The 20,716-nt window shown below is 56.7% G+C and carries 18 protein-coding genes; 14 read left to right on the forward strand and 4 right to left on the reverse strand.

Going from position 1 to position 20,716, the window contains the following annotated elements; translation table 11 throughout:
* Nucleotides 1-44 precede the first annotated feature (44 nt).
* Both XX99_RS07720 and XX99_RS07725 read left to right on the forward strand, forming a co-directional pair.
* Complete coding sequence (locus XX99_RS07720) at nt 45-1,244, forward strand: tetratricopeptide repeat protein (protein WP_050058797.1); 1,200 nt, start codon at nt 45-47, stop codon at nt 1,242-1,244.
* 81 nt (nt 1,245-1,325) lie between these two features.
* Complete coding sequence (locus XX99_RS07725) at nt 1,326-4,274, forward strand: glycosyl hydrolase family 28-related protein (protein ID WP_050058798.1); 2,949 nt, start codon at nt 1,326-1,328, stop codon at nt 4,272-4,274.
* A gap of 24 nt (nt 4,275-4,298) precedes the next feature.
* Here the strand turns inward: XX99_RS07725 and XX99_RS07730 are convergent, their stop codons facing one another.
* On the reverse strand, nt 4,299-5,060 hold the full coding sequence (locus XX99_RS07730) for a ThuA domain-containing protein (protein WP_231581192.1): 762 nt from the start codon (nt 5,058-5,060) through the stop codon (nt 4,299-4,301).
* Nucleotides 5,061-5,247: 187 nt separating this feature from the next.
* On the opposite strand from XX99_RS07730, the gene XX99_RS07735 reads away from it, so the two are divergent.
* The 10 genes from XX99_RS07735 to XX99_RS07780 all read left to right on the forward strand — a co-directional run bounded on the left by XX99_RS07735 (nt 5,248) and on the right by XX99_RS07780 (nt 16,619).
* Nucleotides 5,248-6,279 carry a YncE family protein gene (locus XX99_RS07735; protein ID WP_050058799.1) on the forward strand — a complete coding sequence of 344 codons (1,032 nt, stop codon included), beginning with the start codon at nt 5,248-5,250 and terminating at the stop codon, nt 6,277-6,279.
* A gap of 269 nt (nt 6,280-6,548) precedes the next feature.
* A complete protein-coding gene (locus XX99_RS07740; protein WP_050058800.1) occupies nt 6,549-7,538 on the forward strand; it encodes a hypothetical protein in 990 nt (329 codons plus the stop codon).
* Nucleotides 7,539-7,584: 46 nt separating this feature from the next.
* Nucleotides 7,585-8,538 carry a hypothetical protein gene (locus XX99_RS07745; RefSeq protein WP_050058801.1) on the forward strand — a complete coding sequence of 318 codons (954 nt, stop codon included), beginning with the start codon at nt 7,585-7,587 and terminating at the stop codon, nt 8,536-8,538.
* Between the two features lie 27 nt (nt 8,539-8,565).
* Nucleotides 8,566-9,906, forward strand: a complete 1,341-nt coding sequence (locus XX99_RS07750) for a hypothetical protein (RefSeq protein WP_050058802.1) — start codon at nt 8,566-8,568, stop codon at nt 9,904-9,906.
* 2 nt (nt 9,907-9,908) lie between these two features.
* The gene (locus XX99_RS07755; protein WP_050058803.1) at nt 9,909-10,472 is read left to right on the forward strand and encodes a hypothetical protein; all 564 of its coding nucleotides are present in this window, start codon (nt 9,909-9,911) and stop codon (nt 10,470-10,472) included.
* A 288-nt stretch (nt 10,473-10,760) separates the two neighbouring features.
* The gene (locus XX99_RS07760) at nt 10,761-11,750 is read left to right on the forward strand and encodes a hypothetical protein (RefSeq protein WP_156185856.1); all 990 of its coding nucleotides are present in this window, start codon (nt 10,761-10,763) and stop codon (nt 11,748-11,750) included.
* A gap of 20 nt (nt 11,751-11,770) precedes the next feature.
* Nucleotides 11,771-13,012, forward strand: coding sequence for a hypothetical protein (locus XX99_RS07765; protein ID WP_156185857.1), 1,242 nt, complete (start codon nt 11,771-11,773; stop codon nt 13,010-13,012).
* A gap of 47 nt (nt 13,013-13,059) precedes the next feature.
* On the forward strand, nt 13,060-14,232 hold the full coding sequence (locus XX99_RS07770; protein WP_050058806.1) for a hypothetical protein: 1,173 nt from the start codon (nt 13,060-13,062) through the stop codon (nt 14,230-14,232).
* 117 nt (nt 14,233-14,349) lie between these two features.
* Complete coding sequence (locus XX99_RS07775; protein ID WP_184084665.1) at nt 14,350-15,777, forward strand: dipeptidase; 1,428 nt, start codon at nt 14,350-14,352, stop codon at nt 15,775-15,777.
* Nucleotides 15,774-16,619 (forward strand): amidohydrolase family protein, encoded by an 846-nt coding sequence (locus XX99_RS07780; RefSeq protein WP_082125358.1) that lies wholly within the window; start codon nt 15,774-15,776, stop codon nt 16,617-16,619. Before XX99_RS07775 ends, XX99_RS07780 begins: the two co-directional genes overlap by 4 nt.
* A gap of 159 nt (nt 16,620-16,778) precedes the next feature.
* On the opposite strand, the gene XX99_RS07785 is transcribed toward XX99_RS07780, so the two are convergent.
* Both XX99_RS07785 and dinB read right to left on the reverse strand, forming a co-directional pair.
* Nucleotides 16,779-17,210 (reverse strand): response regulator transcription factor, encoded by a 432-nt coding sequence (locus XX99_RS07785; RefSeq protein ID WP_156185858.1) that lies wholly within the window; start codon nt 17,208-17,210, stop codon nt 16,779-16,781.
* 501 nt (nt 17,211-17,711) lie between these two features.
* A complete protein-coding gene (gene dinB / locus XX99_RS07790; protein WP_231581193.1) occupies nt 17,712-18,809 on the reverse strand; it encodes a DNA polymerase IV in 1,098 nt (365 codons plus the stop codon).
* A 428-nt stretch (nt 18,810-19,237) separates the two neighbouring features.
* On the opposite strand from dinB, the gene XX99_RS28585 reads away from it, so the two are divergent.
* Nucleotides 19,238-19,726 carry an anti-sigma factor family protein gene (locus XX99_RS28585; protein ID WP_082125360.1) on the forward strand — a complete coding sequence of 163 codons (489 nt, stop codon included), beginning with the start codon at nt 19,238-19,240 and terminating at the stop codon, nt 19,724-19,726.
* Here the strand turns inward: XX99_RS28585 and XX99_RS07795 are convergent.
* The gene (locus tag XX99_RS07795; RefSeq protein WP_050058808.1) at nt 19,717-19,908 is read right to left on the reverse strand and encodes a hypothetical protein; all 192 of its coding nucleotides are present in this window, start codon (nt 19,906-19,908) and stop codon (nt 19,717-19,719) included. The two genes, XX99_RS28585 and XX99_RS07795, sit on opposite strands and share 10 nt — an antisense overlap.
* A 2-nt stretch (nt 19,909-19,910) precedes the next feature.
* Here XX99_RS07795 and XX99_RS07800 point away from each other — a divergent pair, with 2 nt between their 5' ends.
* Nucleotides 19,911-20,675, forward strand: a complete 765-nt coding sequence (locus tag XX99_RS07800; RefSeq protein WP_050058809.1) for a fused MFS/spermidine synthase — start codon at nt 19,911-19,913, stop codon at nt 20,673-20,675.
* Nucleotides 20,676-20,716: the final 41 nt, after the last annotated feature.

Raw genomic sequence — 20,716 nt, forward strand, 5'->3', positions numbered from 1 at the left:
TCTTTCTCGAGGACGAGTTTGCCTATTAACGATACGATCTCAAAATGATTTCAAAGTATGTGCCTGCTTCGCTGTGGCTCCTATCGTTCTTTGCGATGCCATGTCTCTGCCAGCCCGCACCCGATGCGCAACAGCAAGTGGAGACGCATTTGCGGGAAGCGCATCGCCTGTTGAGCGAGAACAAGCCGGCGGCGGCGATCCCCGAATTCAAAGCGGTCATCGCTCTCGATCCTTCGAATATCGATGCTCACGGCAATCTTGGTGTTCTTCTTTTTTTTCAGGGGAACTACACGGCAGCGGTTCCTGAGCTGCGCGAGGCACTGCGCCGCAAACCAGATTTGTGGAAGATACAGGCCCTTCTCGGCATGGGTGAACGCCGGTTAGGAGAGAATGTAGCCGCGCGTACCGATCTTGAAGCCTCTTTCCCTCAGCTGCAGGAACAGAAAATTCGCATCGAATCCGGTCTCGAGCTGATCGAGATCTACACGGCTGCGGAAGAGATGGACAAGGCTGCCACAGTGGTGAGCACACTTCGCAATCTCGATCCTGAGAATCAAGAAGTCTTGTACGCAGCCTATCGTATTCATTCCGACATGGCCCGCGAGGCAATTCTCAGTCTGTCGTTGGTAGCTCCAAAATCGGCATTGATGTATCAGGCCGCAGCCCACGAGGCGGCACGGCGGGGAGATACAGCCGGCGCAATTCAGGATTATCGCCAGGCGTTGAAGATCAACCCCAAGCAGCCCGGTCTGCACTATGAGCTTGCGGAGATGCTAAACAGCCTGCCGCCCACCTCCACGGCCCACGCCGAAGCTCAATCGGAATATGAAGCCGCGCTGGCTCAGAATCCCTTCGACGAAAAGGCAGACCTCAAGCTCGCCGAGATAGCGACGCATGGCAACGACAAGAAGAAGGCGTATGACCTCTACGCGAAAGCAGTTCAGCTTCAGCCCGATGATCCTGCGGCCAACTATGAACTCGCAAAGGTTCTGCTCAACATGGACGAACCCGAGAAGGCTGAAAAGCTTCTGGAGCATGCCGTTCAATTGGATCCAACGAATGCGATCGTTCACTTTCGCTTAGCCACGGTCTATCACCGGCTGAAACGCAACGCCGATGCCGACCATGAGGCTGATGAGTACCAGAAATATAAAGCCTTGAAAGAGAAGCTGCGGGATACCTGGAAGGATCTGCATTTCGATCCTGAAAAGCCAGATATGTATGGTGGCGATCAGGAAAAGTAAGCCGTTCTACGTTCGCGGCTTGGGAGACTACCAATCGCCCGCGCTAAATTCAGTGATGTTCACTTCGATCACAGGAAATCAATGTTTAAAGGGTTGCTCTTAGTCCTGCTCACGATCTTCTCCCTGAAAGCCGCATTCGCGACGTCTTATTATCCTGAGCGTCTTGAAGATGCAAAGGCTTTCTATCTCACTCTCGGAGTGGGCTCGGCGCTTGGCGATGGAAAAGCGGATGATTCCGAAGCAATCCAGAAGGCTATTGATATCGAGCAGGAAAGGAATAGCGAAGGTGTCGTCTTCATTCCTTCCGGAACCTATCGGCTTACGAAGACCGTTTATGTGTGGCCTGGCATTCGCGTGATCGGTTATGGCCCAACGCGGCCTGTATTCATAGTCGCTCCGAACACACCATATTTTCAGAACGGCCCGGCATATATGGTGATGTTCACCGGCAACCGTCCGGCGAAAACGGCAGCACCCGACGGAACTCGAGTGATTCATGATGCAAATCCTGGCACGTTTTATTCCGCGCTGAGCAATGTGGATATCGAAATACAGGATGGAAATCCTGGCGCGGTAGGCGTTCGCGCACGCTATGCGCAGCATTGCTATCTATCGCACATGGACTTTCACATCGGTTCCGGCCTCGCTGGAATTCATGACGGCGGCAATGTCGCGCAGGACGTGCATTTCTACGGCGGTCAATATGGCATCTGGACGCGCAAGCCTTCTCCTGGATGGCAATTCTCCGTCATCGACGCCACCTTCGAAGGTCAGCGGGTTTCGGCGATTCGCGAGCATGAAGCGGGTCTGACACTCATTCGTCCACAGTTCAAAGATGTCCCAACAGCAATCTCAATCGACGAGGGCTACGCCGACGAGCTTTGGGTGAAAGATGCCCATCTCGACCACATTAGTGGCGCTGCATTTGTGATCAGTAATGAAAAGAATGCTCACACCGAAATCAACATGGAAGGTGTGATCTGCCGCGATGTTCCACTCTTTGCCTCTTATCGCGAAAGCGGAAAGCAGATCGCAGGAGAAGGCACGCTCTATGAGGTAAGTACCTTCTCGCACGGTCTGCACTTCGACGACATTGGTGACACGCCGGCGATCAAGGATGTGTATCAAGGTCATGCTCTAAAAAGCGCGCCGCTACCGGTCAAATCCGATATCCTCGATCTTCCGCCGATGAATACTTGGGTGAATGTCCGCAGCCTGGGCGCAAAAGGCGATGGAGTTACAGATGACACCGAGGCATTAAAAAAGGCGATCACCGAACATCGCACGATTTACTTTCCTGCTGGAGAGTATCTGGTAACCGACACGATCGAGTTGAAGCCCGATACCGTGCTAATTGGTCTGCATCCCAGCATTACGCGCTTTGTGATTGCCGACTCGACGCCGGCGTTTCAGGGTGTTGGCGAGGCCAAACCGTTGATCGAAGCGCCGCAAGGCGGAACGAACATCGTGACCGGCATTGGCCTATATACCAATGGCGTTAACCCCCGGGCGGTCGCTGCGAAGTGGATGGCGGGAACTAATTCGATGATGAGCGACGTGCGATTCCTGGGTGGTCACGGCACCTCCGACTTGAGCCCAACACCGAAGCAGGATCATCGGTCGTGGAGCATCTATAACAACACGCACACCGCCGACTCGAATATCCAACGGCGCTGGAACGCTCAATATCCAAGCCTCTGGATCACGAACGGCGGCGGGGGAACCTTTGTGGGCATCTGGACGCCAAGCACATTCGCGCAGGCTGGTCTCTATATCTCAGACACGTCAACGCCGGGAAGAATCTATGAGCTGTCGAGTGAGCATCATGTTCGCAACGAAATAATGTTGCGGCATGCTTCTAACTGGAACATCTATGCGCTGCAGACCGAGGAAGAAAGCGGCGAAGGGCAGTTTGCGCTGCCAATTGATGTTCAAGATTCCAGCAACATCACCTTTGCAAACTATCATTCGTATCGCGTCGTCAGCACCTACCAGCCGTTCCCCTACGCTGCGAAGATCACCGACTCGAAGGATATCCACTTCCGCAATTTCCACTGCTATAGCGACAGCAAGGCGTCTTTCGACAATGGGATTTATGACCAGACCCACAACATCGAGATCAGAGACCGCGAGTTTTCCTGGCTCGACATCTCCGGCGGAGCGCTTGCCGTTACTGGCGATAAGCCGCATGTCGTGGTCGATCCCGACGCCAAGGTCGTGAAACTTGCGGGCGGATTCTTCAATGTTTCGGGCGGAGCAATCGGCCCCTCCGGCGATCCCTATTTTGTCGAAGCGAAATGGAACACCATCTATCGCTGGAACGCCGCGGCCCATCATCTGACTGAGGTCCGCAAAAATCCTCTGGAGCCTGTCAATCTGGCCTTCGACAAATCCGGAGACCTGCTGGTTGTCTCCTATGCGGGGAAGGCTACGGTTTACTCCTTTAAGCCTGAATCAGACGACGAAAGCATTACGCTGTTGCAAGCTGAACCTTCTGCGCCACGACCCGGACTAACTCCGGTGATTCCTGTGAATTATTGGCGCAGCGAGAATGATTTCGCTCAGGCAATCGTGACTCCGCGTCCATGGCAATTCGTCTCTCCAGATAAGAGCGTCTTCCTTCCCGTAAAGCAGGACTTTATCAATAACGATCTCTATTACGGAATCAGAATGCAGGATGTTGTTCGCGCCTTTGGGCTCGCACCGGCCGATCCAAGCAAGCCGTTCTATGTCTCCGACGAGTCTGAGGAAAAAACCTGGAAGGTCACCATCGGAGCCGATGGATCGATCTCGAATCCGACGCTTTTTGCTGAACAGGGTGGCGAGGGTGTGGCTGTCGATGCTGAAGGCAATGTATATCTCGCCGCAGGTCAGGTGTTTGTGTACAGCCGCTCGGGTACGTTAATTGACACAATCAAGATACCGGAGAGGCCGATCCAGTTATTATTCGGGGGAAGAGATGGGAAGACCCTCTACGTGCTGACCCATTCCGGCCTCTATTCTGTAGAAACTCGCTTTCGCGGACGCTGAAAGGACGGATCTGTTTAACGCAGATTATTTCTTTGGCGTTCCTAGCCAAAGCAGCGCGTTTTCAATAAAGATGTTCTGCGTGGGTTCGGTGAAGATCTTATTTCCGTGACCCACGTTCGTGTAAATCATCTTGTATTTGGTATTAGTCCAGGTAACGGGGATATCTCCACCGTAGAGAGTGTCTTTAAAACCCAATGGGTAGTTAGAGGGATCGAGCGTCATCAGCACTTTGATGTCGGGACTATGCCGTGGATCGGGCTTCCAGCTATACCATTCGTTGGCCGGCGAAACATAAGTCGCGGGAAGGCCCTTCATTGCAGGATGTGTGGGATCGTCGATGTCGAGTTTCGCGGGCAGCGGAGGCCAGCTATTTCCATAGAAAATGGTGCCAAGAAAATCCGCGAACCAGGGCCAGGTCTTGCGGCTGTCCATGTAGCCGGCAATGTGAAAGCCTAACCACGCTCCTCCATGCTCCATGTAATCTTGAAAAGCTGCGCGCTGCGGTTGTTTCGAGGGTGCATCGTCCAGCCACAGGACAACTTGATATTGCTTCAGCACGGTGGGATTCATGTCGTCCCAGTTCGAAGTGGTTTCGAAGTCGAAATGATCTTTTTTAGCCAGGTCTTTAAAGAAGGGAATCGCCTGCTGGGCGAAATCGACGTGATCTTGTTCCACATTCGTAGAGTAGAAGGCAAGCACGTGAAAAGCTTCACTCTGGCTGAAGCCGGTGGATGTGGCGAGGGCAAAGGCGGCGAAGCAGCAGAGAGCGCGCGAAAATCGAATCACAATAAGCCTTCCGGACGAGCTAATAATTTTTAAATCGCGATAGTATCGTACTTTGTAATGGTGAATAATATAGTGGATGACGAGGTCTGATCACAACATGAATCAGCTTGCCCGTGGTTGCCAGTTGCTTATGCCGAGTTGCCGCATCAAGTGTCTTCGGACTTTCCGTGTTTCGCTAATTGCAGTGATGATCGCTGGTACGATTTGCGGCGCGCATGGACAAAATGAAGCGGTGCAAGGCAGGCTGATCACCAGCCTCGGAGTTGCTGTCAATTCTCGCACTCACAAGGTTTATGCCGTGAACGAAAGCGAGGATTCGGTCTCGATCACCGACGAGCGCACTGGCTCCACGAAGTCCGTGGCAGTAGGGAAGTCGCCGATTGCGCTGGCTATCAACAGGCTCACCAATCGAATCTATGTCGTCGACACCGGCAGCGATGCAATCAGCGTGATCGACGGTCGCGACGATAAGGTGATTGCGACAATCAAGGGCGGATCTCACCCTTACACGCTGGCCGTGAACGAGGCTACGAATAAAGCCTATTTGACCTATACCTACGACAATATAGTGACCGTCGTCGACGGCGTAACCAATGCAACTCAATCGATCAAGACAGGCAGCGCCGATGGAATCGCAATCGACCCTGCAAGCAATACGCTCTTCCTGATGACGTATGAGGCTGGAGACGTCCGGATTGTGAACGCTGCGACCGGCGCCATCACCAAAGTTGCGGTTGGTCCCCACATCTGGGGGATGACTTTCGATGAGTCATCGAAGACTCTCTATCTGGCGCACACCGGAACCGCAGATATCGCTGCTCTGGATGAGAATACGCACGAAGTGACCAAGATTGCTGTCGGATCGATTCCTTGCGCGGTCGCCGTCAATCCGATCACACATACGATATACGCCGTGAATTACGGAGATGGAACCCTCAGCGTAATTGACGCTAAACAGCGCAGAGTGATCGCAACGCTGAACGTCGGGACGCATCCGCAGGCGGTGGAAGTCGATGCGGTACATAACCGTATCTATGTCGCGAATGTTCACGGCGATAGTGTGACCGTCATCGACGGTGCAAAGAATATCGTGATCGGCACCGCTAACGCGGGAAGAAATCCTTACGCTCTTGCTGTCGATCCGGATACCGATCGCATCTATGCCGCCAACTATGGCCAGCCCGCGGTCACACGTGTTGATGCATCGGGCGTTAAATAACGCTTGATTGGGACAGCGTCTCGGTACAAATGACATTGTCTGCTGACTAGCGCTGCGGCCAGCTTTCGTGAAGAGGGTTCCAGGGCATTCCTGGCCCCTTTTTACGTTCTCTATCGCGCAGCCCGCTCGTGTCTAGCCATTTCAGGTTCTATCCCTCCTCACCCATTCGAGCGACACCCGAATCAGCTCACCACAAAATGTGACTGGCAGCGCTTTCGTTGTGGTTCTAACTTCTTCTCATCGTCAGGAACCTTGAGGAGGTCAGAACCATGGCGGACACACATGAGCACGAGCTGGAAATGGAACTAGAGGACGAGTTCCACGAGGGCGAACTCGAAGGGGAAGATGAGGCTGGCCTCGAAGGCGAGGGCTGGCTCAGTGCGATCGGCAACGTCGCGGGCAGTCTGCTGGGCGAATCCGAGGGCGAAGACGAATTCGAGGACGAAGGTGAATTCGAACTCGAGGGCGAGTTCGAAGACGAATCGGAAAACTGGCTCGGAACCGCGGCCAATATTGCCGGAGGCCTCTTCGGCGAGAGCGAAGACGAGTACGAAGGCGAAGATGAGGACGAGACCGAACAGTTCTCGTGGGGCGGCGTCGGAAAGTTTCTGAAGAAGGCTGCCAAGATCGCTGCGCCTCTTGTCGGCACCGCCATTCTGGGACCTGCGGGTGGTCAACTGATCGGCAAGGCTGCCGGCGCGCTCCTCAATGAAAGTGAATTTGAGGAAGAGCTGGAAGACGAGGATGAGTTCGAATCCGAGAGCGAGATGGTGCACGAGATCGCTGCCCATCCTCTTACTCACAATGAAGCCGTCGCGGAAATGCTGGCTGAGGCCGCCGCATACGCTTCAACGGAGAGCGAAGCCGAGGCCATGGCTGGAGCCGCCTTCGCCACCGTTCTCTCGCCGAGAGATCGCCGGGCGCTGCGTCGCGTCCTGCGCCACATGGTGCGCGGCACAGCTGTGCTCACGCGCATTCTCCGCCGCCATCGCCATACGCGTCACGCGGTGCGAACTGTTCCCACCATCATGCGGCGTGCCGTCAAGGACCTGAAGCGCCAGGCCGCCAAGGGAGTTCCCATCACTCGTCGCCGCGCGGCCCGCACCGTGGCAAAACATGTCCGTCGCGTGCTCGCCAGTCCCAAAGCTTCCACGACAGCTATCCGTCGCAACGTCAAGGTCAGTCGGATCGCGAAGCGGACGCCGAAGGTACGGCGCAGTTACAACACCCCTCGGCGCCGTCGCAGCAGCGTGCGGTAAACACTGGTTCCCAACGCCCGGCCAATTCCGACAAGGAGGATGCACCATGGCTTACGAATACGAGTACGAGCTCGAAGATGAGTTCGAAGGCGAACTCGAAGACGAGATGGAAGGCGAATTCGAGGAAGAGATGGAGGACGAAGCCGGCCTGGAGGGTGAAGGCTGGCTGAGCACCATCGGCAACATCGCTGGCAGCTTGCTCGGAGAGAGCGAAGACGAGTTCGAAGGCGAGCTCGAGATGGAAGATGAATTCGAAGACGAGGACGAAGCGGAGCTGAGTCCCATTCGAAAGATCTATCCGGATGCCATGATGGAGCACCTCGGAGAGCTCGCGGCCGAAGCAGAAAGCGAAGACGAGGCGGCCGAGCACTTTCTGCCTCTGGTCGGCATGGCGGCCAGCAAGCTGCTCCCGGTTGTCGCCAGAGCCATCGCGCCGTCGGCCAAGAGAGCTCTTCCTCATATTGCAAAGGCGGTGAGCCGGGCCACTCCTCACTTAACCAAAGCTGTGGGCAAGGTGGCGCGGGTCCTTCACCACAATCCGAAGACACGGCATCTGCTGCGCACCGTACCGGGAATCGCACGCCGCACCGTCGGACAGATCGCTCGCCGCGCTGCGCATGGCCGGCCAGTCAGCCCGCATCACGCGGTGCGCGCGCTTGCCCGGCAGGCCAAGCATGTGCTCGGCACACCTCACCATCGTGCCCACGCACTGCGCCGGCACCATCATCTGGAGCGCAGTCTTCACGGCCGGTTGGGCCGCCGCATGACTGGTGTTCATCACGGCAGGCGTCATCACCACACCGGCCGTCATCTAGGCAGGCCAGGCTTCGGAGTGGTTCCAGGGCGCCGTGGAGTTGGCGGCGTACCCGGAGTGCATCGGAGAGGCGTGCGCGGGATCGGTGGCGTTGCCGGCCATCCGGCACGAGCGGGACACGCGGCTGGCGGCCACTGCCAATGCGGGGTTTCTCGCTGCGGCTGCTGCGGGCAGTTTATCCGGTAGAGACTTTTTGCGGCCGAGGGAAAGGTCATGGCAACACTCGCTGAAAATCCGAGGGGAACTACGGTAAAGCCAAGCTCTCGTCCGCAAAAACCGCGAACGAAGCCGGGAACCAATAGTGCGGTGTTGCCAAGCTGGCTGCGTGCGCAATCGATCAACGTCACTCGCCACGCTGCGGCGCTGCGGCCCTTCAAGAGGGAAGAGTTCGGCACCGGACAGGCAGCGCCCTCGGAAGGACATATTCAAGTCGTCAACGACCTGATCACCGGTCTGCGCGGCGGTCTCTTGAAGATGTCGCGGAAGGTCCACAACGCCATCGGCGCAGCGGGCGAGAGTCCCACTTCGCGCGAGCTGCAGAGGGTGGTGACCGGCAAGGACAAGGCTCACCGCTGGGTGCAGGGGATCGAAAAGATCTGGGATTTTTACTTTGAGCTCTTCGGCCAGCGGCAGGGCAAGTATGGCGACTGGCTGCTGAGTTGCGATCGCATCGCGATGGATTGCTATCAGGCCGCGTACACCGGGCTGGGTACGGCAAGAACGATCCCGTCTCCTCCTCCGTTCTGCTATATGAAGACCGGCTTCGCGCCGGCCACCATCCGGCGCGGGATTCGCATGAGGAGACTGGGGAAGCAGCAAAACCCTTTTCCTCTGATCCAGCTGCCTTACCACCGCCTCGTGAATCCGTGGACGCTGGGCGCGGTTATGCACGAAGTGATGCACAACCTGCAGAGCGATCTCGGACTCAGCCGGGATATCCCAAAGCACGTTGCCATGCGGTTGCTCAAAGCAGGCATCCCGCGTTCGACGGTGTCGGTGTGGGTGCGTTGGAATCGCGAGATGTTCGCGGACATGGGTGCGCTGCTGCTGGGTGGTCCTGAAGTCGTCGGCTCGCTGATGGATGTGATCGGCCGCGCGCCGCAAGCTGTAATGGCTTTCCGCGACGGCGGTGTGCATCCGACTCCGATGCTTCGCCTGCTCATCAGCGCCGAAATGCTGCGTCGTCTGGGCTTCGAGAAAGAGGCGAGAGCATATGCGCGGGCATGGAACAAGATCTATCCCAATCCGCGGGCAGGGACGATCCCGAAGAATGTGATCGATACGTTTTCGCGGGCTTGTGCGCTGGCCGTCGACACCATGTGTTTTAAGCCTTACCCATCGCTGGGAAACAAGAGCCTGTCGCAGGTGATCCGCTTCGAGAAGAAGGATCAGGAAATGATTGAAGAGGCGGCGGGCCGGATGGCGGCCGGTAATGACCCCGGAATCATTTCGGAGCGATACCTCATCAGCGCTGCTCGATACGCACTCAATCATCGCCTGGCGCGGCCGGGCGTTATCACGAAAAACTTTTATAAAGAACTGGTCCGGAGATAGCCGTGGCGCTGGAAACGATTTTCGCGGAGCTATACAAGCAGTTCAAGCGGCTGCAGGACAACCTGGTCGCGTTGCGGTTAACGGTTGCGGAAGACAAGCCGAGGTATGGCGATGCGGTGCTCGTGGATCGGCTGGAAGACAGCGTGACTGACACCATGGGATCTCTCGATCGCTGCCTGGTTGAATCCCGCCTCGCGCAGAAGGCGGTCGCTCTTCCCGACCTCGAGCGCGCCCGGCGTGCCTTGGTCAGGTGTCAGGAGCAGTTTCACGCGGCAGAGCGGCGGTTCGGTGACGAGCTGGTGTCCTACGAGAGATTGAGAGACCTGGCCAGTTTCGGCGGGGCGCGCGGCAAAGAGTGGGCTTCGTGGACGGGCAGCGTGAAGCATGGCCTGGAGCAATGTCGCGATCCGCTGGATGGAGCGAGTAAAGCGTTGGCCGCTTGCTGGCAGGAGCTTGCGGAGCATAGCGGAACGACTTCCATCGTGATTCACAGCACGAATCTCGGGCAGAAGATCGTTGTGAAAGATCCTCAAACGGCGGACGTCTTCAGTAAATCGGCAACCTGAATAACAGTACGAGCGGGACTTTCGAAAGTGCATCAGGAGGACATTATGGTTGCAGTAAAAAGGACGGCAGCAAAAAGCGCTTCGAGACGCACGGCAGCAAAGGACGCGCCCAGGGCTCGGCAAGGACGCATCGACAGTTATGTGTCTTTCACTTTTTTCGATGCATCCAGTGGGATCATGTTGTTTCCCAAAACCCTCGAGCTGAACTTTCGGTCCGCAGACGTGTCCTGGTCTTCGGGAGTACTGTCCTCGCCTGAGCATGGAGCTTTCCGTGTCCCGCTGGAGCGAATGGAAGATCATTTGGTCGTGGAGGCCATCGAAGAGCAGTCAAGGCAAACGGGAGAAACCTACGTACCAACGACGATCGAGGTGTCGGTCCAGCGCTTTTGCCAAATCGGTTGCGATTATTTCATCAGCCAGCCAGTGACCTTCGACATGCGAGCCGGCAGCAGCTTCTGCACTCCGATTCCCATGCCTCTCTATCGAATCGAGCAGTCCGCCACGCTCCGAGTGCGCGCCTACGATTGCAGCTTCACTGACTTTGTCGAGAATGCGAAATCCTTCCTCAATGGCGTGGGCGTGACTGTAACCGCAGTCACGGTTCAGTCGCCGGGCAATCGAGAATCGCTTTTCACTCCACCGCAAATATTCACCACGAAGACTATTAATGGAGTCGCTGAGATTAACGATCTTCCGCCGAACCGTTTATACGCCGTCGAATTCATCGATCCGCCGGGATACATGAGCGACTCACCCGGTCCGCGTCATCGGTATATAGCTGGCGATGCAACCATCGAAATGGCGGCTCTTTTTTGCCCCTGCAATCAGACACCGGAGCGGACCTTGGTCTTCGTCCGCCAGGATTGCCCCAATGTCCGCTGCGGCAGCCTGAGTTTCGAAGTCAACGGGAAGCCGCAATTGTCCACCTTCGATGGCATCTGGAGCGGACTGCGCGGACTCACGGGCACGGTGGGACTGAGCGCGCCCGGCAAGACGCTCTCGCCGAACTTCATCGATCTTTCCAGCGATCACTCCGCGGTTCTACAGATCTCTGTAGCCGAGAAGACGCAGAAGCAACTGACAGCTCCGGTGAAGGGACAGTTCCTCAGTGATACAGGGGTTCCCTTTGCCAACCGTAAGCTCACCGTCCAGCTTCCGGGCACGGCGGCGTACACGATCTGGACCGATTCGCAGGGCTATTTCGATGCGCCCAGCGGCGCTACGGTCGCCGCGAGCGATGACGCCTTCGGATATCCAACCGCATTTCTTGTGAGTTAAAGCAGAGTTCAGGAGGAAGTATGCCACCAATTTTTCACGGTCCAGCAAAGCCCACGCCGAGTGCGCCGACTCCCATGGCGGACCTTTCCGCCTACCCGATCCTCACCGAAGAGGTTGGCTATCCACCTTCGCCACTGGCCAAGCCATCCGGCGGTGGAAGGATCGATGGCGGCGGAGGCGCGTCGTCGATCGGACAGATAGCAAATCATGCGATCTCCGCGGTGCTGGGATGGAAGCCGCGCAGCGACGACCCAAAAGCTTTTCTCGGTGCGCTCACCCAATCCTTCACGCTGACTGAAGTCGAAGGACACGTCGAATCGAAATGGATCGCCCGCAGCTATGCCGTGCAGACCGACTTATCTGGAGGCATCACCGGAGCGCAGGCCAGTCTCTACGCACGCGCAAAAGAGGCGATGGATCAATCGCTGCCCCTTCTCGACGGCCTGTATGCTCTCGATCCGACTGCGGAACAGGAAGACGTTGTCGCCTATCGCGATGTTGTGCGCACGCAGTTGACGCAGCTGGTGGATGAATTCGGATTCGTCGGCGGCCCGAGGGTGCCGAGAGTGAATACTTACTTTGGCCTCCTGCTCAACAGCCCGGCGATTTTCAATCCCAGCGCACTTGTGCAGAGCAATTCCGACCTCATCAACGGTAGCCTGGGCCAGCTGCGTCAGCTCTATGGCGTCTACACCGTAAATTCCGTAACGGCCGCGCAAAATTCGTTCGTGAACACGGTCGACGACGAACAGAATACGACCAACTTCCGTATCCTTTCCGACTATGTCACCTCGCTGGCGCAAAGCTGGATCAACAACTACGGATTCTTTGGAGTAGGCACAACAACTCCCTTCTTCGGAACACAACTGGTGCTCATTTCCCGGCAGCTGTCGGTCATCTCCGAAGATGTGGACGAGGTCCGCTTCACTATGGACTCTGTCTTCATCGGTCCCTCCGAGCGGCAGACTCTGCAGGTCAACTTTGGCGGCGGCAACATCCTCTTCTTCGAGGATTTCGCCAAGTGGGTGCAGGGCTTTGTGGCGGATGAGGCGCCGCCGCTCGTTCAGGAAGGCGGCATCTATGCGGTTCGTTACACTGTGGTCCCGGTGATCACGCAGCTGCAAACGCTCGCGGCCGGATGCATGACCGCGCCGAACCCCGGCCTGCCTGCGGGCTTCTTTACGCCCCGCGTGCAGCTCGCACTGCAGCAATTGAGCGACGATCTTGCACAACTGCTGACGCTGGTGAGCGCCATTACTTAGACCGTTGCAATGAAGAGTGACAGGGACTGCCATTAGGAGGAACAACCATGGCGACAGAGAAAGACTATCAAGGGTTATTTGACCGCATCGGCGCATTACGGGAGCAGGTGGCGAGCCGGCTCTCTTCGGACCTGATTGCCAATCCGCAACTGGCCGATGCGTTGACCAAGCAGATCGACGACATGCTCGCGTCGGTGCTGGATGCGGACTCCAAGGTTCCGCCGCCACCGGATAAAGGGCTCGCCGCCCTGGCCGGTGTCGGCCCGGATGCCGCGAAAGACTTCGGATCTACGCGCATCCCGCAGGGTGTCGAGCCTTACGACGAAACCATCACGTCGGAGCGGATCATTGCCGTTGGTGACGTGTACTACCTCCATCAGCATGAAAGAATCGGCGTGTTTCGCGCAGTTCAGAAGCTGCAGGAGTTGTTCAAAGCCGGCACGGTTCGTCTTTCGGATGGCAATGGCGCGTTCCTTCTCTACCAGTTCGATCGCCGCGATGTGTTGCGCTACACCCGTAACGACCGCCTCTCTGCCTACAAGAGGATCTTTGGCTATGGAGGAGCGCCGGTTCCGACCGGATCTCGCCCCAACACCGACTTTCACAAGCTCTTCTCACATTTCGTTCACCAGGTCACGTTGTTCTGGCGCGACAAGCGCATCTCGGATGTGATCCGCGAGCGTGCTTACGATCCCAGCTTCGGCTCCATTGCCATCGTGCGCCGTGCCGGACTCGATCTGCGCAACAATCTCAAGTGGCTGTCCTTCGGTCATCTCAACGTGTTGCGCGTGGAAGTGATGCAGCTCCTCGAGGAGGCCTTCAAGATCCTGGATTCAGACGATGTGAAGCGGCTCTTCGGCGCGGACAACGCGTGGGATGTGGTGGAAGAAGTTCTGATCCGCTACTTCAACGAACGCCTGGTCACCTCGCCTCGCCAGCGCATGGCGGTGACGGGACGCGAAGTGCTTCGCTGGCTTGCACAGCCGCACATCCTGCAGACCACGCGTGCGCAATTCGAGACGCTATTGCTGGAGATCGCCGAGCAGTCGGAAGAATGGCTCACGAGTGCGCAGGCCATGGGCCTGAGCAAGCGGACAGGCTCCCATCGCGTGCTGCCGTGGGATCAGACTCAGCCCACACCAGTGCGGCCGAATATGCGCCAGAAGGCGGGAGTCTCGGCACAGCGCACGCCGGCGCGGGAGTATGAGTTCGAGCTATAACCGGTCTCGAAAAGGGAAGTCAGAGATGAACCTTTCCGGAACGGAGACGTTGAAGAGAGCGGCCAGTAGAGGATAGAGTTTTGCCTCTGCTGGCCGCGCACCATGGCGAAGACCAACATGGAACCGCATCGTGCTCTCGTCTATGCTCGGAAGCATCGTCCCCGATTCCTTGCGGAACTGAAGGAGTTCCTGCGTCTTCCCAGCGTCAGCTCGCAGCCGGCGCGAAAGAAGGATGTAGCCGGTTGTGCTGCGTGGCTCGCCGCTCATCTGCGCAGGGTCGGGCTCGACCGCGTTCATGTTATTCCCACGCAGGGCAATCCCATCGTTTACGGATCACGGCAGCGTGGAGCCGGATACCCGACATTACTCATCTATGGCCACTACGATGTGCTGCCCGGTGAGCCGCTCGGCGAATGGAAGACGCAGCCTTTCGCTCCCACGGTGAGGGGCAATCGCCTTTATGCGCGCGGCGCGAGCGATGACAAGGGCCAGCTCTTCTGCCACATCAAGGCAATCGAGTCCTTCCTGGCAGCTGAAGGCAAGCTGCCCATCAACGTGAAGTGCCTCTTTGAAGGGGAAGAGGAGATCGGCAGCCCTCATCTCTTCTCCTTCATCGCGCGCAACAAGAACGCGTTGCGTGCGGATGCCGCGATCATCTCCGATACGCGAATGATTGCGCAGGGGCGTCCCGCTATCAGCTATGCGCAGCGCGGCGGACTACGCGCGGAAATAACAATCGAGGGGCCCGAACACGAGCTGCACTCGGGCAGCTTCGGAGGTGCGGTTCACAACCCCCTGCAGGTGTTGTGCGAAATGGTCGCGGGTTTACATGATGAGCGAGGACGCGTGACCATTCCCGGCTTCTACGACGATGTCGTCGCGTGGAGCGAGAAGGAGCGCAGGTTTATGAGACGCTCTGGACCATCCGATGAGAAAATTCGGCAGGAAGCTGGAGTGGAAGGCTCGTGGGGCGAGGCAGGCCACACGCTGTATGAGCGAATTACCACACGTCCCGCATTGACCGTGAACGGAATTGCCGGCGGACACTCCGGGCATGGTCACAAGGCGATCATTCCATCGCGCGCCGTAGCCAAGCTAAGCTTTCGCCTGGTGCCGAATCAGGACCCGTCAAAAATCGGCAAACTCTTCCGCGATCACATTGCGGAAGTCACACCGGTAACGGTTCGCAGCTCTGTCCGCGTGCAATCTCCGATAAGGCCCGCGCTGATGAACCGCAACGATCCGGCAATGCAGACAGCGGCCTTCGCATATAAGAAAGGATTCGGCACGTCGCCGTTGTTTCTGCGCTCGGGTGGCTCCATTCCTGTGATCAATAGCTTTCAGGATGAGCTCGGCGTGCCTGTAGTGCTCATGGGCTTTGGATTGCCCGGCGACAACATTCACGCTCCCAACGAAAGCTTTCATCTACCCACCTTCTTCCGCGCGATCGACACCTGCATCTGGCATCTCGCCGCGTTTGCGCATCGAAGTCCCGACCAGCGCTCTCGTCCCAGCGAACGCATTCGCGAACGGATTGCCCTATGATCATCGACTGCCATTGCCATGCCGGAAAGGGCGACAAGATGACCGCCCCGTGGAACACCGACGCGCCCATCGAGAGTTATCTGCGGCGCGCGAAGGCCGCCGGGATTCACAAGACCATAGTGATGGCCGCTTTCAACACGGATTACGCCGAAGCCAACGCCCGCCTGGCGAAACTGATTGCCCGCCATCCCGGCCGGCTCATCGGATTTGCCTTCGTGCATACGCGCCGCGACGCCGGACGCATCTTCAAGATGGTCGAAGAGGCCGTTCGCAAGTGGAGATTCCGAGGCATCAAGGTTCACGGCTCGGAATCCATGCCGACGCGTGAAGTCTGCGAGGCGGCAAGAGCCTTTCGCCTGCCGATGCTGGTCGATGTCGCCAGCAAAGCCGAGGTGATCGACATGCTGGCCCCGCAGTTTCCTGACGTCAACTTTATCGTCGCGCATCTGGGCAGCTTCACTGACGATTGGCGCGCGCATCAGCAGGTGGCCTATCAGCTTGCCCGCTATCCCAATGTCTACTCCGATACCTCCGGCGTTCGCCGCTTCGATTACGTCATCGAGGCCATCAAACGCGGCGGCGCGCGTAAGGTTCTCTTCGGCTCCGATGGACCGTGGATTCATCCTGGGCTGGAACTGCATAAGATTCGCCTGTTGCATTTGCCGGAGGAGCAGGAGCGATTGGTACTAGGCGGGAATGCGATGCGTTTGCTGGCGAGAAGGAGTCCGGGCACACCAGCTGCACTCCGGCGCAACGCTGCGAGTGAGAGGCATTCACAATTGCAAATGTCGCCGGAACGAAGCGACGAAAGACCGGAGAGCGAGTGGGAACACAGGCTCTAAAATCATTCGCTGATTTTGCACTATTCCGTCATTCTGACGACCAACGGGAGGAAGAATCCCGAAGATCGGGAATGCTCAACTGCGATTCTTCGCTTTGCTCAGAATGACGAGCAAAAGGTGTCACCGCTAATCTTGCTCTGAATCAACGATGATAATCCTCTATCGCATGTGATGGAGTGCGTTTGAATCGTCGTTGAACGATCTCATCTCCAGAATGCGCGCCACCATTGCCGCTCGCGAACCCACGCCGAGCTTGGCGAAGATCCTCCGCAGGTGAGTGCACACCGTCCACGAGCTGATGTTGAGCACATCGGCGATCACTTTGTTCGGATGTCCCTTGGCCACCATGCGCACAATCTCCTGCTCGCGGGGGCTGAGGTGAATCATGTCGGCGATCGGTGGAGGCATCCTCACCAGAAGATAGCGATGGCCGTTGATTTCGGTATCCAGGAGAATCGTTTCGCCGGACTCCTCAAGGAGTTTTCCGGTTTCTCTTGCAGAGAGCTTTTCTTGAGTCAGGCCAACCAGCGTTTGCAGAGCATCCGTGACCCGAGTTCGCCCACGATCAACCTCAGAAGAGATAGAAGCCATTGATGGACTGACAGGCATGGGGAGTTTGTCGATCGCATGGTAACCGTGTAGGCAGCGCCTCACCGCGAAATCTCAGCGGATGATAAATGTCTAGTTCAGGGTCACTCACCAGGTTAACCAACAGGTGCGAAGCGCCTTTCATGTGGGTTGAGCATTCGGATCGCTGGAGTTGTAATAGTACTCTCGAAAAAAGTGGTTTTGGTGAACACCCCGGTTGGATTACAGATTCGCAGCGAACCGAAGTCTCAATGCATTGCCTGTTGAATCGTGTTCTGAACACGATTTTCGTTGCAACTAATATTGGATTGCAACGGTATTTTTATAGCTGAACCTCGACGCAGGCCAGTCACACCTTTGTGTGACCCCTAAACCGGCTAGCGTGAACAGCGTTCGCGGGATGCGAGACATTTAACGGCGTGCTTAATTACGAAGGGCATGGCCGTTCCGATTTAATTCAAAGGAAATTGTACCGGTGCTTTGGGCTGAAGAGCCGGAATGTTTTTAATCGAACAGGGCCGGCAGCCCTTCCGCATCCCGAAAGTTGCTGAGACCAACGCCCACCAGGCGAAATCGATGGCCTGGCTCCGCCTTCACTCGCTCGCGCAATGACAACGCAATGGCCGTGAGCTCATCGCACGTCGCCGGAGGTCCGATGGGCGTGTGGCTTCGAGTAATGATGTTGAAATCGCTCGTCTTCAGCTTCAACACCACGGTTCTGGCAACACGTGTCTCCTTTCGCGATACCAGCCACACCTTTTCGGCGAGCCGCCGGATCAGTGCATCGGTCTCGGACAAGGGAAGGTCTCGCTCGAAGGTATCCTCGGCAGAGATGGATTGAGTAGGCCGGTTGGGAACGACTGGATTGTGATCGATGCCTCGTGCCAGTTCGTAGAGACGGCGGCCGTATCGTCCGAATTGATCTTCAAGCAATGCCAGGTCGAGCGTACGCAACTCTCCCACGGTGTTCACTCCGATTTGCTTCAATCGCGACTCGGTCACCTTTCCTACGCCAGGGATGCGGCCCACGGGAAGCGGGAGAAGAAATTCCATCACCTCGGCAGGTTGGATCACGAAGAGGCCGTCCGGTTTGCGCCAGTCGGATGCGACCTTTGCCAGGAATTTATTTGGCGCCACTCCAGCGGATGCGGTGAGTTCAATCTCTTCGCGAATATGCTCACGAATCGCCTTGGCCACTCGTGTCGCGGTCGGTACGTCGAGCTTGTTTTCCGTTACGTCGAGATAGGCTTCGTCCAGCGAAAGAGGCTCGACCAGATCGGTATACCTTCGAAAGATCTCCCTGACTGCAGACGACGCCGCTTTATATCGCGCGAAATCGGGAGGAATGAAGATGGCGTTGGGACAAAGCCGTTCTGCTCGCACCGCCGGCATCGCCGACCTCACTCCGAACTGCCGCGCTTCATACGAAGCTGCGCAAACCACGGATCGATTGCCGCGCCATGCGACAACCACCGGCTTGCCACGCAGGCCCGGATCGTCACGTTGCTCGACCGACGCATAGAAAGCATCCATGTCGACGTGCACGATCTTTCGAAGCTTGTTTGCGGAATCAACATCGGTGGTGGTCTCTTTCATCGTCATGAAATGAACCTATCTTCGCTGTCCATGCAATCGGTTAAGCCTGGACAGATTGTAGGCGAATGGATGGCGAATATAAAGGAAATTGGCTCATGGGTGAGTTTACCTTCGTACAAAAGAGATAGGAATAACTGACGCCGCTGCTTTAGTTTGAGGGTGCGATCAGAGCTTCGTGGACGGGATAAAAAAGTCAAAGTCCGCTATCGCGCCGCCCCTAAGAGCCCTTAGACGCGCGAGGAATATTTCCCAATACAGAGTGTTTGGACCAACAAGCGAACGCGTTGTGAATCGGAAATATTTCCAACCTGTCCCAGTTGGTCATCCGAGGTATGGCAACTACGTCCGTATAGCAGCGCAAGCGAGTGTAAATCGCCCAGTACTCTTAACTACTATTCTCAACGCGTTCAACCACTAGGAAGAGAGGCCCCTAGATGCAATCCTGTAACAAGTACTCCGCCAAGATCGGGTGCTACCTTGACAACGAACTGACCGGTGAAGAATTGGAGAATTTTTCAGCGCACTTGGCTGCCTGTCAGGATTGCCGGGAACGACTTTATGAAGAGCAGGAATTATCGCGCCTCTTGCGTCAGCACCATCCTCTGTATTCTGCGCCCGCAAAGCTTCGCAATCGCGTACTTGGACAGGTCCTCGATTGTTCTGACGTGGATTGCACGAAGAGATGTCGTATCCGTTGCTCACGTCCAACCGGCATGCATTCTTTGATGGCCAAAATTAAACGTTTGCTGGGCACGAGGGTAGCCTGTGTGGCCGCCGCAATCATTCTGTGTCTTGGTCTCCTCCCGAGTACGCTTCGACGGGTAAGCGGCGCAGGTTACGATGTGGCTTCCGTGACCTCTCACCTCGGATGTCTGAGCGGGTGCGCTTCAGGCCCAGGGAACTGGGAACTGTTCTATCGATAGACAGCGGCCTGGATCGAGAGCATGGTGCCCGCTTCGATTGCGCTTTCCACCCACGGCGCAATCGGGTGCACGCCCTCATGAGACAGCTTCCAGGCGTCGCCGATCGGCCTCTCGCTCTTTCCATTGTTGCCAAGTCGGTGGAGAGTGCGATGCAAAGGGCCGCGCAATAAGATAAAAATCATGTATGGACTCACTTGCTGCCCCTTCGCCGGCCTCCCCCGCCGAGGAAGAACCTTCCGTCCCTGCACACGTTCCCGTTCCAGTAGTTTCTGAAGATGCCGGGGTTCTGACGCTCCACTTCCAGTCAGACTACGTTCAGAGCCAGATGCTGGTCGGCGAACCGGACTCACTGGCACTCGCCTACTCCCGCACCATGATGGCCTTCGAGCTCTTCGTTCCGGATGCACAGCAGATCGCCATGATTGGCCTGGGGGGCGGTTCGATGGCCAAGTGGTGCTACCGCCATCATCCTCAGGCGGATCTGACTGTAGTTGAGATCAACCCGCATGTCATCGCGCTGCGCGACAGGTTCCAGATTCCAGAGGATGATCGCAGGTTCCGCATCCTTTGTGAGGACGGCACAAAGTTCGTCGAGCGAATCTCTTCGAAGTTCGATGTGCTGCTGGTCGACGCATTCGCGACAGATCATCTGCCGCCGGAGTTATGTTCGCAACGCTTCTACGACGACTGCTATCAAACGCTGAGGGGATCGGGTCTGATGGTGGTCAACTTATGCGAAGAGGACAATCGGCCGATCCTCGCCCGCATTCGTGAGACTTTCAACGGACGGGTGTTGTTATCTCCCGACTCTGATGGCAATACCGTGGTCTTTGCCTGCAAGGGGAAACTTCTCTGGTCGAAAGGTGAATCCCCGGGCTCGCTTCAGATGAAGCTCAGGAAGTTTGAGAAGAAGTATGGATTAGCAAAGGCTATGGCGCCGGTCAGTTAGATTGTGGATTGACTGTGGTTGCAGAGACATGGCGCCCGATC

Origin of the sequence: Silvibacterium bohemicum (assembly GCF_001006305.1) — a bacterium.
GTDB classification, from domain to species: Bacteria; Acidobacteriota; Terriglobia; order Terriglobales; family Acidobacteriaceae; genus Silvibacterium; species Silvibacterium bohemicum.

Excerpts from the sequence above, each read along its gene's own strand:
- XX99_RS07800 (WP_050058809.1), top strand. The coding sequence starts at position 19,911 with ATGGACTCACTTGCTGCCCCTTCGCCGGCCTCCCCCGCCGAGGAAGAA.
- XX99_RS28585 (WP_082125360.1), top strand. The coding sequence starts at position 19,238 with ATGCAATCCTGTAACAAGTACTCCGCCAAGATCGGGTGCTACCTTGAC.
- XX99_RS07780 (WP_082125358.1), top strand. The coding sequence starts at position 15,774 with ATGATCATCGACTGCCATTGCCATGCCGGAAAGGGCGACAAGATGACC.
- XX99_RS07745 (WP_050058801.1), top strand. The coding sequence starts at position 7,585 with ATGGCTTACGAATACGAGTACGAGCTCGAAGATGAGTTCGAAGGCGAA.
- XX99_RS07770 (WP_050058806.1), top strand. The coding sequence starts at position 13,060 with ATGGCGACAGAGAAAGACTATCAAGGGTTATTTGACCGCATCGGCGCA.
- XX99_RS07720 (WP_050058797.1), top strand. The coding sequence starts at position 45 with ATGATTTCAAAGTATGTGCCTGCTTCGCTGTGGCTCCTATCGTTCTTT.
- XX99_RS07760 (WP_156185856.1), top strand. The coding sequence starts at position 10,761 with ATGGAAGATCATTTGGTCGTGGAGGCCATCGAAGAGCAGTCAAGGCAA.
- XX99_RS07735 (WP_050058799.1), top strand. The coding sequence starts at position 5,248 with ATGATCGCTGGTACGATTTGCGGCGCGCATGGACAAAATGAAGCGGTG.
- XX99_RS07785 (WP_156185858.1), bottom strand. The coding sequence starts at position 17,210 with ATGGCTTCTATCTCTTCTGAGGTTGATCGTGGGCGAACTCGGGTCACG.
- XX99_RS07795 (WP_050058808.1), bottom strand. The coding sequence starts at position 19,908 with ATGATTTTTATCTTATTGCGCGGCCCTTTGCATCGCACTCTCCACCGA.
- XX99_RS07725 (WP_050058798.1), top strand. The coding sequence starts at position 1,326 with ATGTTTAAAGGGTTGCTCTTAGTCCTGCTCACGATCTTCTCCCTGAAA.
- XX99_RS07765 (WP_156185857.1), top strand. The coding sequence starts at position 11,771 with ATGCCACCAATTTTTCACGGTCCAGCAAAGCCCACGCCGAGTGCGCCG.
- dinB (WP_231581193.1), bottom strand. The coding sequence starts at position 18,809 with ATGACGATGAAAGAGACCACCACCGATGTTGATTCCGCAAACAAGCTT.
- XX99_RS07740 (WP_050058800.1), top strand. The coding sequence starts at position 6,549 with ATGGCGGACACACATGAGCACGAGCTGGAAATGGAACTAGAGGACGAG.
- XX99_RS07750 (WP_050058802.1), top strand. The coding sequence starts at position 8,566 with ATGGCAACACTCGCTGAAAATCCGAGGGGAACTACGGTAAAGCCAAGC.
- XX99_RS07775 (WP_184084665.1), top strand. The coding sequence starts at position 14,350 with ATGGAACCGCATCGTGCTCTCGTCTATGCTCGGAAGCATCGTCCCCGA.